This window comes from Photobacterium aquae, from assembly GCF_001029445.1.
In the GTDB taxonomy this organism is placed as follows: domain Bacteria; phylum Pseudomonadota; class Gammaproteobacteria; order Enterobacterales; family Vibrionaceae; genus Photobacterium; species Photobacterium aquae.
The window spans coordinates 19,227-32,266 of sequence record NZ_LDOT01000019.1 but is presented as its reverse complement, the minus strand read 5'-3'; the positions used below and the strand labels follow the sequence as shown (position 1 = coordinate 32,266).

General features: G+C 54.4%; 10 protein-coding genes and 2 tRNA genes. 10 read left to right on the top strand and 2 right to left on the bottom strand.

Annotated elements, in window-relative coordinates:
* Positions 1–42: 42 nt before the first annotated feature.
* From ABT56_RS13305 to luxS, 10 genes are all read left to right on the top strand, one after another.
* A tRNA-Arg gene (locus ABT56_RS13305) sits at positions 43–119 on the top strand.
* 66 nt (positions 120–185) lie between these two features.
* Positions 186–262 (top strand) — tRNA-Arg (locus ABT56_RS13300).
* Positions 263–686: 424 nt separating this feature from the next.
* Positions 687–938, top strand: coding sequence for an oxaloacetate decarboxylase subunit gamma (locus tag ABT56_RS13295; protein ID WP_047879378.1), 252 nt, complete (start codon positions 687–689; stop codon positions 936–938).
* Between the two features lie 77 nt (positions 939–1,015).
* Positions 1,016–2,803: a sodium-extruding oxaloacetate decarboxylase subunit alpha gene (oadA, locus tag ABT56_RS13290; RefSeq protein WP_047879377.1), complete on the top strand. Its 1,788-nt coding sequence runs from the start codon at positions 1,016–1,018 to the stop codon at positions 2,801–2,803.
* Between the two features lie 9 nt (positions 2,804–2,812).
* Positions 2,813–3,943 (top strand): sodium ion-translocating decarboxylase subunit beta, encoded by a 1,131-nt coding sequence (locus ABT56_RS13285; protein ID WP_047879376.1) that lies wholly within the window; start codon positions 2,813–2,815, stop codon positions 3,941–3,943.
* Between the two features lie 207 nt (positions 3,944–4,150).
* A complete protein-coding gene (locus tag ABT56_RS13280) occupies positions 4,151–4,582 on the top strand; it encodes a YqaA family protein (RefSeq protein ID WP_047879375.1) in 432 nt (143 codons plus the stop codon).
* A 12-nt stretch (positions 4,583–4,594) separates the two neighbouring features.
* Entirely contained in the window at positions 4,595–7,456 is a 2,862-nt protein-coding gene (locus ABT56_RS13275; RefSeq protein WP_047879374.1) for a M16 family metallopeptidase, read from the top strand.
* Between the two features lie 189 nt (positions 7,457–7,645).
* On the top strand, positions 7,646–9,223 hold the full coding sequence (gene gshA, locus ABT56_RS13270; RefSeq protein WP_205626086.1) for a glutamate--cysteine ligase: 1,578 nt from the start codon (positions 7,646–7,648) through the stop codon (positions 9,221–9,223).
* A 114-nt stretch (positions 9,224–9,337) separates the two neighbouring features.
* Positions 9,338–9,961 (top strand): transglycosylase SLT domain-containing protein, encoded by a 624-nt coding sequence (locus tag ABT56_RS13265; RefSeq protein ID WP_047879372.1) that lies wholly within the window; start codon positions 9,338–9,340, stop codon positions 9,959–9,961.
* Positions 9,962–10,071: 110 nt separating this feature from the next.
* Positions 10,072–10,590 carry an S-ribosylhomocysteine lyase gene (luxS, locus tag ABT56_RS13260; protein WP_047879371.1) on the top strand — a complete coding sequence of 173 codons (519 nt, stop codon included), beginning with the start codon at positions 10,072–10,074 and terminating at the stop codon, positions 10,588–10,590.
* 113 nt (positions 10,591–10,703) lie between these two features.
* Here luxS and ABT56_RS13255 read toward each other — a convergent pair whose 3' ends face one another.
* Together ABT56_RS13255 and ABT56_RS13250 are read right to left on the bottom strand one after the other, a co-directional pair.
* Positions 10,704–11,981 carry an HlyC/CorC family transporter gene (locus ABT56_RS13255; protein WP_047879370.1) on the bottom strand — a complete coding sequence of 426 codons (1,278 nt, stop codon included), beginning with the start codon at positions 11,979–11,981 and terminating at the stop codon, positions 10,704–10,706.
* 75 nt (positions 11,982–12,056) lie between these two features.
* Positions 12,057–12,854, bottom strand: a complete 798-nt coding sequence (locus ABT56_RS13250; protein WP_047879369.1) for a cytochrome C assembly family protein — start codon at positions 12,852–12,854, stop codon at positions 12,057–12,059.
* Positions 12,855–13,040: the final 186 nt, after the last annotated feature.

Genomic DNA, 13,040 nt, shown 5'->3' with positions numbered 1-13,040 from the left:
CTGTTACTTCATAGCCGAAAGGCACACAATCAGATTTACTGCGCGCTCGTAGCTCAGCTGGATAGAGTACCTGGCTACGAACCAGGCGGTCGGAGGTTCGAATCCTCCCGAGCGCGCCATTATTTTGAAGCAATAGCTTGTTGCTGTTACTTCATAGCCGAAAGGCACACAATCAGATTTACTGCGCGCTCGTAGCTCAGCTGGATAGAGTACCTGGCTACGAACCAGGCGGTCGGAGGTTCGAATCCTCCCGAGCGCGCCATCATTTTAAAACCCGGCTTAATCGCCGGGTTTTTTTATACCTAAATTTTGTACCGTTGCGGCTGATTTGCACCTATTGGCTCCGGCTACACCTCGTGCTATTCCTTTCCCTTCTCTTTTGCGATATCCCTCCTTGCTTTGGTATTAGCCAGTGAGTGCGGTGACTTTTACGTTATCGTCAGTGTTTGGCGAAATGACCTTTCCAATTCGAATCTAGTAGTGAAATACGCTAATCCACTCCGGCCGTAGAAGGTTGATCCTCTAGCAAAGGGGTTTTGGTGATTAGTTGGTAAATTTACTACGTAAATCGCATTTCAGAACAAATCTTCATCGTTATGGTGCTATTTATTAATCAATTTGACATATTTTTACTTCACGTGTTATTTGTTAACGCCCTACTAACACAGGGAATGAAAGGAAGCGTTATGGCCGATTTAGGGAGTGTGCTGTGGGAAGCGGCCACCATCATGGTGACAGGCATGGTGGTGGTGTTTCTTTTTCTCAGTATTTTGATTTACCTCGTTCAATTGCTGGCAAGGATTGCCCCCAAGGATGCCCCGGCGGCTCCAGCCAGAAGTCACCCAGCCCCCGTTTTGCCATCGCACAATGGTGTGCGGCCTGAGATCGTGGCCGCGATTGGCGCTGCGGTGCACCAGTATCGCAGCCGAAAGGTATAAGTCTGCGGAATAGACCAGACAGCCTGATTGAAGCCGTGTGGATATAGGATTCGTTTTTTGACAAGGAGTTTGTGAGCATGTCTAAGCCACTAGCCATCACTGATGTTGTATTGCGTGATGCCCACCAGTCACTTTTTGCTACCCGTTTGCGGGTTGAGGATATGCTGCCCATTGCCGAGCAATTGGACAAGGTCGGCTATTGGTCTCTCGAAACGTGGGGCGGGGCGACATTTGACGCCTGCATCCGTTTTCTAGGGGAAGATCCGTGGGAACGCCTGCGTCTGCTTAAGCAGGCGATGCCCAATACCCCGATGCAGATGCTGCTTCGGGGCCAGAACTTGCTGGGCTACCGCCATTATGCCGATGATGTGGTCGAGAAGTTCGTTGAGCGCGCCCACGCCAACGGAATGGACGTCTTCCGGATTTTCGATGCGATGAACGATGTCCGGAATTTCGAAAAGGCCGTCAAGGCGGCGGTGGATGTCGGCGCTCATGCCCAGGGAACCTTATCCTATACCACCAGTCCGGTACATAACCTTGAGACTTGGACGGATCTCGCCAAGCGACTTGAGGATCTCGGCTGCCACTCGCTTTGTATCAAAGATATGTCAGGCCTGCTCAAGCCGTATGAGGCCGAGGAGCTGATCACTCAGATCAAGGCGTCGTGCGATATCCCTCTGGCCTTGCACTGTCATGCGACGACTGGGTTGTCGGCGGCAACGGCGGTGAAGGCGGTCGAGGCGGGAATTGATATTCTCGATACCGCGATATCGTCGATGAGTCAGACTTATGGCCATACCCCGACTGAAACCGTGGTCGCCATGCTCGAGGGTACCCCGCGCGACACCAAGCTCGATTTGCAGCAGCTTGAGCCTATCGCCACCTATTTCCGTCAAGTACGTAAGAAATACGCCAAATTTGAAGGCAGCCTTAAAGGGGTTGATGCCAGGATCCTGTTGGCTCAGGTGCCGGGCGGCATGCTGACCAATATGGAAAGCCAGCTCAAGGAGCAGGGGGCCGCTGATCGTTTCGACGAAGTGCTGGAGGAGATCCCGCGCGTGCGTCAGGATCTGGGCTATATACCGCTGGTAACGCCGACCTCGCAGATTGTCGGTACTCAGGCGGTGCTCAATGTGCTCACCGGCGAGCGCTACAAAAGTATTAGCAAGGAAACGGCCGGTGTGCTGAAAGGGGAATATGGTGCTGCGCCTGCACCGGTGAACAGTGCGTTGCAGGAGCGGGTACTTGAGGGTGGCAAGCCCCTGACTTGCCGTCCGGCAGATCTGCTTGATGCAGAGTTGCACCGATTAACCGATGAACTGCTGGCTAAAGCCCAGTCAGACAATATTACGCTTGCCGACCAACAGGTTGATGATGTGCTGACCTATGCACTGTTTCCGCAGGTTGGGCTCAACTTCCTTAAAAATCGCAATAACCCTGAAGCGTTTGAGCCGGCACCGGGGAGCGAGCCTGCCCCTGTCGTTACGCCTGCCACAAAGGCAGCGCCTGCTGCTGGCGGGGTTGAAGCCTATAGCGTGACGGTGGATGGCCAGCTCTACAATGTTGAGGTTGGTCCCAGTGGCGCGCTGACAGCCGTTTCTCCGGCCGCCGCTGCCCCATCGGTAGCCCCAGCCGCTTCTTCCGCCGCTACTGCTGAAGCGGTAGCAGCCCCCTTGGCGGGCAATATCTTCAAGATCCATGTCCAGCCGGGGCATCAGGTATCGGAAGGTGATGTATTGGTGATCCTAGAGGCGATGAAGATGGAAACCGAAGTCCGGGCTGCCCGCAGCGGCGTGGTGCAGGAGCTCCTCGTCAAGGAAGGTGACTCGGTGGTGGTCGGCGCGCCGATCCTCAGTCTGGCATAAGAGGGTACCATGGAAGGTTTATTGATACTCTGGAGCGAGACGGGGCTGGCCAATTTCGAGTTTGGCCAGATCATCATGATGTTGGTCGGTGCCGGCCTGTTGTATTTGGCGATCAGCAAGGGCTTTGAGCCTCTGCTGCTGTTGCCGATAGGGTTCGGGGCGATACTGGCCAATATCCCCAATGCCGGTTTTACCGAGCCGGGCGGGCTGCTGTATTACATTTACCATGTCGGGATAGAAACCGGGATCTTCCCCCTGCTGATCTTCATGGGGGTCGGGGCGATGACAGACTTCGGGGCGTTGATTGCCAACCCCAAGACCTTGCTCCTCGGCGCGGCGGCCCAGTTCGGGATCTTCTTCACCCTGTTCGGGGCGATTCTGCTCAATGTGATCCCGGGGATGGACTTTACCCTGGCCGATGCATCGTCGATTGCGATTATCGGTGGTGCTGATGGTCCGACTGCGATTTTCCTTGCCAGTAGGCTATCGCCAGATCTGCTCGGGGCGATTGCGGTTGCCGCATACAGCTATATGGCATTGGTGCCGATTATCCAGCCGCCGATCATGAAGGCGCTGACAACGGCTGAAGAGCGTAAGATCCAGATGAAGCAACTGCGGCATGTCAGCAAGGGGGAGAAGATTCTGTTTCCATTGGCGGTACTGTTGATGACCATCTTGTTCCTGCCGTCGGCGACACCCTTGGTGGGGATGTTCTGCCTTGGTAACCTGATGCGCGAGTCCGGTGTGGTGGAGCGCTTGTCCAAGACGGTGCAGAACGAGCTGATCAATATCGTCACGATCATGCTTGGGCTTGGCGTCGGCTCTAAGCTTGAGGCCGAGACATTCCTTCAGCTTGAGACGCTGGGGATTTTGGTCTTGGGGGCCGTCGCCTTCAGCGTCGGTACCGGTGGCGGTGTACTGATGGCCAAGCTTCTTAACCGTTTCAGCAAGGAGGATATCAATCCGCTGATTGGTGCGGCGGGGGTATCGGCAGTACCGATGGCGGCCCGGGTGGTTAACAAGGTCGGTCTGGAGGCCAATCCGCAGAACTTCTTGCTGATGCATGCGATGGGGCCGAATGTGGCAGGGGTATTGGGCTCGGCCGTGGCCGCCGGTATCTTGCTGGCCTTGGTTGGGTAACTCTCCGGCTTTCGGTCAATTCACCGGAACAAGCTGAATTTTGCAATATTTTGAAACGGGTAGCTGATCGCTGCCCGTTTTCTTTTGCGCCAAATCCGTTAAGGTAGGAGGGCTGGTGACGACGAGGGGAGCGTGCTCTCCTCGATAGGCCAGCGGTGGTTGCCATATGGCGGCTACCTGATTGGATAGATTGGCTAAGTTGTTTTAATGCTAGAGTTATTTCATGGTGATTCGGCGCTTTGGGTGCTGTTCACAACGGGTTTTTTGAGTGCGACGCTGTTGCCTGGCGGATCGGAGGCCAATCTCGTGGCTTCTCTCAAGTTGGGTGATAACGCTGTTTGGCTGGTGGTTGCGGTAGCGACATTGGGCAATACGCTCGGGGGGATGACCAATTATTGGCTTGGCCGGTTGTTGCCGGATAAAACTTCTCAGGAAAAACACGGTCATAGAGCTTTACTATGGCTGAAAAAATACGGTTACTGGTCGCTGCTGCTCAGTTGGCTGCCGTTGGTCGGTGACCCGCTCTGCCTTGCTGCAGGGTGGTTGCGGATGCGGCACTCTTTGAGTTTATTGCTGATAATGGTCGGCAAGGCGCTCCGGTATACGGTACTGGCTATGATCGTAACAGGATTATTATAAGGAAGGCATTACGTGCAAAAGTGGATAGTGGGCGTTGCGCTGTTGTCACTGGCTGGCTGTAGCCTGCTAGAGCCCCAGCAAGAGTCGGCGGCGCTGCCGCCAGGCGTGACATTCGTGGGGCAGTTGAAGGGTGACGAGAGTGCGGTATCACCGGTGATACCGTATTCGAAATATACACTGGCAAACGGCCTGACGGTGGTGCTCCATGAGGATAAATCGGATCCTCTGGTGCATGTCGATATGACCTACCATGTCGGCTCTGCCCGTGAGGAGCTGGGTAAGTCTGGTTTTGCCCATTTCTTCGAACATATGATGTTCCAAGGATCAAAGCATGTGGGCGATCAGGAGCACTTCCGCCTGATCACCGAGGCGGGCGGAACCATGAACGGGACGACCAACCGGGATCGGACCAACTATTTCGAAACGGTGCCTGCCAACCAGCTGGAGAAAGTACTGTGGCTTGAAGCGGACCGAATGGGGTTCCTGCTTGAGGCGGTGTCACAGCGTAAGTTCGAGATCCAGCGCGACACGGTGAAGAACGAACGCGCCCAGCGCTATGAGAACCGCCCTTATGGTTTGGTTTACGAGCGTATTGGCGAGGCGCTGTATCCACGGACCCATCCGTATTCTTGGCAGCCAATCGGCTATGTTGAGGATCTTGACCGGGTCAACGTCAATGATCTGAAGGCGTTCTTCTTGCGCTGGTACGGGCCAAACAATGCGACGCTGACCATTGGTGGTGATATTGATATCGCCAAGACGCTGGAATGGGTCAATAAGTACTTCGGTTCGATCCCGCGTGGCCCTGAAGTCGATAAACCAGCCAAGCAGCCTGTAACCTTGGCGGACAACCGCTTCTTGACGCTGGAAGATAATATTCAGCAACCGATGCTGATGATGGCTTGGCCGACCTCTTATAGCGGTGCCAAGGACGAAGCATCTTTGGATATGCTGGCTCGGGTGATCGGCGGTGGCAAGAACAGCCTGCTGTACCAGAACCTCGTCAAGACTGGCGAAGTGGTTGATGCCGGTGCGTTCCATGACTGTGCTGAATTGGCCTGTACCATGTATGTTTATGCTATTGGCCAAAGCGGTGACAAAGGGGATCTGAAAACCCTGCGCAACAAGGTAGAAGGGATCCTGTCCGGGATCGAGCAGCGCGGGATCAGCGACAAAGAAGTGAATGAGCTCAAGGGCATGGTCGAGGCGAATGCCATCTTCGGCCTCCAGAGTGTCAGCGGCAAGGTATCGCAGCTGGCTTCCTATGAAACCTTCTACGGCAACCCGGGTTACCTGACGACTGAGCTGGGCAATTTGCGAGCGGTAACGCCAGCAAGCATGGAGGCGGCCTACGAGCAATACATCAACGGCCACCCGAACGTGACGCTGAGTGTGGTGCCGCATGGCAAGACCTCACTTCAGGCGGCAGCGCCTAATTATGCCCCTGCTGAGCGGATCATTCCGGCTCACAGCACGGTTAGCGAAGCGGCACTGAAAAAGCAGATGCGAGAGACGCGCGACGATTTCGACCGCTCGGTGATGCCACAGCCTTCAGCACCGGTAGAGGCAGCGATGCCGACCCTGTACCAGCTTGAACTGGCCAATGGCATCAAGGTGCTGGGAACGGAATACCGCGAGACCCCGACGGTTGAGTTGCAGCTGGTGGTTCCGGCGGGACGTCGTTTTGAGCCACAGGGCAAGGCGGGACTGGCGCAGTTGACCGCAAGTATGATGGCTGAGGCCTCGCAGAAATCCACGGTGGAGGAGCTATCTTCGCGGCTGGATATGCTGGGCAGTACCGTGAACTTCACTGCCGGTAAGTACGGGACGGTTATCTCGCTGACCTCGCTGAAAAAGCACCTGCCGGAAACGCTGGCTATCTTGCAAGAGCGGTTGTTCTTCCCTGCATTTAATCAGGCTGATTTCGACCGGGTGAAAAAGCAGGCCCTTGAGGGGATTATTTATGAACATCAGCGCCCGTCTTGGCTGGCTGGGCAGGCAACCCGTGAAGTGTTGTTCGGTGGAACTAACTTCAGCCTGCCGCCGGAAGGAACCAAGGCATCGCTAAGTGCAATTACCCTTGAGGACGTGAAGGCGTTCTACAACCGTTACTATACGCCGAATGGGGCAGATCTGGTGGTGGTGGGCGATATCAGCCAGCAGTCATTGCAGCGTGATGTCGGTTTCCTCGCCAACTGGCAGGGGATGCCGACACCTAGCTATACCACGCCAGCGCTGCCGACCCTGTCGCAGCAGAAGGTGTGGCTGGTGGACAAGCCGGGCGCGCCGCAGAGCGTGATCCGCTTGGTTCGTCAGGGGCTGCCTTACGATGCAACGGGTGAGCTGTACCGTACCCAGTTGGCGAACTTCAACTTGGGCGGTAACTTCAACAGCCGGATCAACCTGAACCTGCGTGAGGATAAGGGCTATACCTATGGCGCGGGAGGTTACCAGAGTGGCGGCCGCGAAGTAGGGCTGTCGGTCTATTATGCACAGGTGCGTGCCGATGCGACGTTGCCGTCGGTCAAAGAGTTTCTTGCCGAGCTGGGCAAGATGTCCCGTGACGGGGTGACTGACAAGGAGCTGGCCTTCATGCGTCTGGCCGTGGGGCAGAAAGATGCCTTGAGTTATGAGACGCCAAGCAAGAAGGCCCAGCTGCTGGGGCAAATCCTGACCTACTCGCTGCCGGAAAACTTCGTCGAGCAGCGTAACCAGATTGCTGCTTCAATCAGTAAATCGACCATCGATAAGTTGGCAGCCAAGTGGTTTAACCCGCAGGATTACCAGATTATCGTGGTGGGGGATGCCAAGAGCTTGAAGCCGCAACTGGAAACCCTCGGCCTGCCAATCGAGGTGATGGAGCCGAAAATGTAACTCAGAGAATAGCCGGTCGTATGACCGGTTATTTTTTATCTGGGGGAGGTATTTTAGCCTCGCTGCCGCGATGCAGAATCGTGCAGAATTGTTGCTGTAGGGTAAAAGTGTTTCGATACAATAATAATGGTAATCAACCACAATAATGATTACTCTACCGAGCTGAGTTGTTAACGATTGAGAATCACCTTGATGGATTTTTCACAAAGATTGCAGCGAATTGCTGCGAATCCTGACGCCCTGACCCAAATTGGCCGTGGCCTAGAGCGTGAAGCATTGCGTATTACGCCTGAGGGGGCGTTGTCGCCTGAGCCGCATCCATCCGGATTGGGATCGGCGCTGACCAACAAGTGGATCACAACAGATTATGCCGAGTCGCTGCTGGAGTTTATTACCCCGGTTTCGCACAATGTCGAGCACCTGTTGTCTCAGTTGGCTGACATCCATCAGTTTACCTATGCCCAGATGGGCGACGAGCGCCTGTGGCCGATGTCGATGCCGTGCTTTGTCGGCAATGAAGATGACATTACGCTGGCGCAATACGGCAGTTCGAACACGGGACGGATGAAGAACCTCTACCGTGAAGGTCTAAAGCGCCGTTATGGCAGCATCATGCAGGTGATCTCCGGGGTTCACTTCAACTTTTCATTCCCTGATAGCTTCTGGGACCAGCTGTTCGGCGAGCAGGCAGCTGACGAACGCCAGAATGCTGTTTCTGACGCTTACTTCGGCCTGATCAGAAACTATTACCGATTCGGTTGGTTGATCCCGTACCTGTTCGGTGCTTCTCCGGCACTGTGCGGCTCGTTCCTCAACAATGCGGCCTCCTCGAAGTTGGCGTTTGAGAAAGTGGGCGAGGGGACTTATTTCCTACCTAATGCCACGGCATTGCGATTGAGTGATCTTGGCTACACCAACAGTGAGCAGAGCTCGCTGAAAATTGGCTTTAACGGCTTGCCTGAGTACCTCGAGGGTTTGCGCCGTGCGATTCGCACGCCTTCAGAAAAGTTTGCCGAAATTGGGGTGAAGGTTGATGGCGAATACCGTCAGCTAAACGCCAATGTTCTGCAAATTGAGAACGAACTGTATGCCCCGATCCGGCCTAAGCGCGTGACCCAAAGTGGCGAGAAACCGTCCGAAGCGTTGGAGCGCGGCGGTGTCGAGTATATCGAGGTTCGCTCGCTGGATGTTAACCCGTTCAGCCCGGTTGGTATTACCGCTGATCAGGTGCGTTTCCTAGACCTGTTCCTGACTTGGGCTGTGCTGTCTGATTCGGCTCCGATGGATCAGTGTGAGCTGGAATGCTGGCGTGATAACTGGAACCGTGTTGTCCTCGATGGACGTAATCCTGAGCTGTTGCTCAAGATTGGTTGTGATGGCGAGCGTCTGACCGTTCAGCAGTGGGGTTCCCGTGTTTTTGCCGAGCTGGCTGAGGTTGCCAAGGTAATGGATACGGCAGCGGGTAATGATGAATATCAGCAGACCTTGAGCCGATTGCAGACGTGGATTGATGAGCCTTCATTGACCTTGTCGGCTCAGGTGCTTACGCAAATTAAAGAACAACAGGGCATTGGCCGTATGGGCAAGGCGCTGCTTGCCGAGCATGCGACGACGCTGTCTGAGCGTGAGTACGGTTATTATGATCAGGCTGCTTTCGAGCAGGAAGCCCAAGATTCGGCGGTTCGTCAGGCGGAAATTGAGTCGGCGGATATGGTATCGTTTGATACCTTCTTGGATCAGTATTTTGCTGATATTAAGTCGGTATAACAGACATAAAAAAAGCGGGCAGCGTCATGCTGCCCGATAAATAATTTCGCAGGGATGATGGCAGCACGGGGCTGCCAGTCATAGTATAAGACCCTAAGGACGGAAATGAGTTCCATGCTTGCAGGAAAAAAGCGCGCATTTTTTCGTAGTTCATTGTTATTGGCGGCGGTTGTCCTGACCGGTTGCGCCTCTGCCCCTCCCCAAGACCAATCCAACCTTTGCAATATCTTCCGTGAATATCCCAGCTGGTATGAGGATGCGCTTGATATGGAAAAGGAGTGGGGGACACCGATCCAAGTTGCGATGGCCTTCATCAAACAGGAAAGTAGTTTTCGCCATGACGCCAGGCCGCCCAAGAAATATGTCCTAGGATTTATCCCCTGGGGTCGGGTGAGTAGTGCCTATGGCTATGCCCAGGCACAGGACCCGGCTTGGGCCGATTATCAGAAAGCCACGGGTAATGGCGGCTCGCGCACTGATTTTGCCGATTCACTGATGTTCGTCGGTTGGTATACCCATGAAACCCAGCGCCAGTTGGGAATTTCGAAGTGGGATGCTTACCGCCAGTATCTGGCCTACCATGATGGCCGCGGTGGTTATAAGCGGGGGACGTATAAGTCCAAACCCAATTTGATCAAGGTTTCTCGCCGTGTCGAACAGCAGGCCAAGAGTTACGGCTGGCAACTCAAGCAGTGTCGTACTGAGCTTGAGGATAACCGGAGCTGGTGGCCGTTTTAATCCCTGAGGTGGTTAAACCTTGCGCGATAGCGGTGTGGTAGGTAGGGTTAAGGATGTATATACGGCTTCTGTGCCAGAAGCCGTTGAGATGGCCAAGGAGTAAAGGAAGCATGCCACTATTAGACAGTTTCACCGTAGATCATACCCGGATGCAGGCCCCAGCCGTTCGGGTCGCCAAAACAATGAAAACGCCCAAAGGCGATACCATCACGGTGTTTGACCTGCGTTTTTGCCGCCCGAATGCCGACATTCTCAGCGAGCGTGGCATCCATACCCTCGAGCACCTTTATGCCGGTTTTATGCGCAGCCACCTCAATTCCGAGCGGGTGGAAATTATCGATATCTCACCGATGGGCTGCCGTACGGGTTTCTATATGAGTCTGATTGGTACACCGAGTGAGGAGCAGGTTGCTGACAGCTGGCGTGCGGCGATGGAGGATGTGCTTAAGGTCGAATCTCAGACCCAGATCCCGGAGCTGAACGAGTACCAGTGCGGGACTTACAGCATGCACTCATTGGAAGAGGCACAGGCGATTGCCCGCGCTATCCTCGAGCAGGGCATTGCCGTCAACAAGAATGACGAGCTGGCCTTGCCGGCTTCCATGTTGCAAGAGCTCAAGATCAAATAACGTCTGCCCCGCGCATTTATCCGATAGGAATCACCGTGGGGCCACGGGTGATCCAACAACAAAGCCGGCTGAGTGCCGGCTTTGTTGTATTGGTAGTATTGGTTGTGGGGGCCTTAGCCTGTTTTTTGCAATTGGCCTGGCATGATCTTGACCCGTTTGACCATATTGTCGGAGACCTCGACGATTTCCATCTGGTAGCCTGCCACCTTGACGCTGAGCTGGCTGTCGGGGATGTCCTCGAGGTGCTCGAGGATCAGGCCGTTCAGGGTACGTGGCCCGTCGGTAGGCAGCCCCCAGTTGAGGCTCTTGTTAAGGTCCCGAATATTGGCACTGCCTTCGATCAGCAAGCTCCCGTCGTTCTGGGGGGTGATCTCCTCGGCCAGCGTCGGGCTGATGGAGGTGGTGAACTCCCCGACAATCTCCTCGAGAATATCTTCGAGGGTGATCAGCCCTTGGATATCGCCGTATTCGTCGACAATCAGGCCGATACGCTGTTTGTTACGCTGGAACTTTATCAGCTGAATATTGAGGGGAGTGCCTTCGGGAATGAAATAAACCTCGTCAGCGGCGCGAAGCAGGTTCTCCTTGCTGAAATCGTTTTTGTCCATCATCAGGCGATAGGCTTCGCGAACTCGGAGCATTCCAACAACTTCGTCGATAGTGTCGCGGAACAGTACGATCCGGCCATGAGCCGAGTGGCTGAGCTGGCGGACAATGGATTTCCAGTCATCGTTGATATTGATGGCGGCGATTTCGTTGCGGGGAACCATTAGGTCTTCGACGGTGACATTTTCCAAGTCGAGGATAGACAGCAGCATGTCTTGGTGGCGACGGGGGATCAGCCCCCCGGCCTCGTTGACCACGGTGCGTAGTTCGTCTGAGCTGAGTTTGCCGTCATGATGGTTGCCGACTCTGAGGCCGAGTAGGCGCAGGAAGCCGTTGGTGATCCCGTTGACGAACCAGACCAGCGGGTAAAGGAGCTTCATCAGAAGTTGCAGGAGCACGCTGCTGGCATAGGAAACCCGTTCGGGATAGAGCGCAGCGAGTGTTTTCGGGGTGACTTCGGCAAATACCAGCACCACCAGGGTCAGGGCACCGGTGGCAATGGCCACGCCCATGTCGCCGTAGAGGCGCATACCAAGGATGGTCGCGATGGCTGATGCAAGGATGTTGACGAGGTTGTTGCCGATGAGAATGAGCCCGATCAGCCGGTCAGGGCGAGAAAGAAGTTTCTCCACCCGTTTGGCTCCCTTGTGGCCTTGGTTGGCCAAGTGGCGGAGCTTGTAGCGGTTCAGTGCCATCATTCCGGTTTCTGAACCGGAAAAGTATCCTGAAATGACGAGCAGTAATATCAGCAGGGAAAATAAAATCCCGGTAGATACATCTTCCAAAAAGCTATTCCTTAACGTTTCGGTTACATGTACTGTGTACCCAGATGCTCTGGGTGTCAATGATAGCGGCCTAAATCAGCCGCCGATGATGATCTCCTTGACGAAGCGGCTTCCAAAATAAGCCAGTGTCAGTAGAAAGGCACCGACTAAGCTATACCAGACAACACGGCGTCCTCGCCAGCCTTTCTGGTAATGGCCCCATAGCAGGGTGCTGTACACGACCCACGCCAAGAAAGAGAGTACGGCTTTGTGGAGTTTGCCTTGCGCCATCATGTCCTGAATGAAAATCAGGCCGGTGATCAATGTCAGTGTCAGGAGGCCGTTGCCGACAAGGATGATCTTGAAAAGTTGGCGTTCCACCATCATTAATGGGGGAATGTTCGGGTTGATCAGCAGGCTCTTCTTACTTTTGAGCTTATGGTCGAGCCAAGCCAGCTGGATTGCATACAGGGTCGCAATCATCAGGGTCGAGTAGGAGAACAGCGCCAGTGAAATATGCAGCAACAGCTGGGGATGCGATTCGAGGTGGGTGATAAATGCCCCGGGCAGCATGATGGCTGCGGATAAATTGATGGCTGCAAAGCTGTAGACGACCGGGAGCAGGAACCAAACCCGCATTCGTAGCATGGCTGTGGTGGTGATGATGGCTATCATCAGGCTGATCAGGGAGGCGACATTGAGGATACTGAGGTTTTGCCCGACACCGCCGAGGATCAAGTCTTTGAGCAACAGGAGATGAAGAGCAATGGCGCCAATAGCGGAAAAGAAAACCGGTTTGGTTTTGATGCCGTTGTTGTTGGTAAGTCCGGGCACGACTAACCCTAATGCGAGAAAGTACAGGCAAGCAGCCGCCAAGGCTATCAGCATATCCATAGTAAACTTAACTGGTTAAGATGGTAAGAGTTCGCAAGTATACCTTGCCCGCCCTGTCTCTTCCATGCCAAAGCCGTATTCTGCGCGGCAGAATAGGGTTTTGTAAGCCAATGTCACAGTGAAAGTCGCCTACGGGGCATGAAAGCATCATAGGGATTGCGGTATACTAGCCGGATCATAACGATT

Excerpts from the sequence above, each read along its gene's own strand:
- ABT56_RS13295 (WP_047879378.1), top strand. The coding sequence starts at position 687 with ATGGCCGATTTAGGGAGTGTGCTGTGGGAAGCGGCCACCATCATGGTG.
- ABT56_RS13250 (WP_047879369.1), bottom strand. The coding sequence starts at position 12,854 with ATGGATATGCTGATAGCCTTGGCGGCTGCTTGCCTGTACTTTCTCGCA.
- oadA (WP_047879377.1), top strand. The coding sequence starts at position 1,016 with ATGTCTAAGCCACTAGCCATCACTGATGTTGTATTGCGTGATGCCCAC.
- luxS (WP_047879371.1), top strand. The coding sequence starts at position 10,072 with ATGCCACTATTAGACAGTTTCACCGTAGATCATACCCGGATGCAGGCC.
- ABT56_RS13265 (WP_047879372.1), top strand. The coding sequence starts at position 9,338 with ATGCTTGCAGGAAAAAAGCGCGCATTTTTTCGTAGTTCATTGTTATTG.
- ABT56_RS13280 (WP_047879375.1), top strand. The coding sequence starts at position 4,151 with ATGCTAGAGTTATTTCATGGTGATTCGGCGCTTTGGGTGCTGTTCACA.
- ABT56_RS13285 (WP_047879376.1), top strand. The coding sequence starts at position 2,813 with ATGGAAGGTTTATTGATACTCTGGAGCGAGACGGGGCTGGCCAATTTC.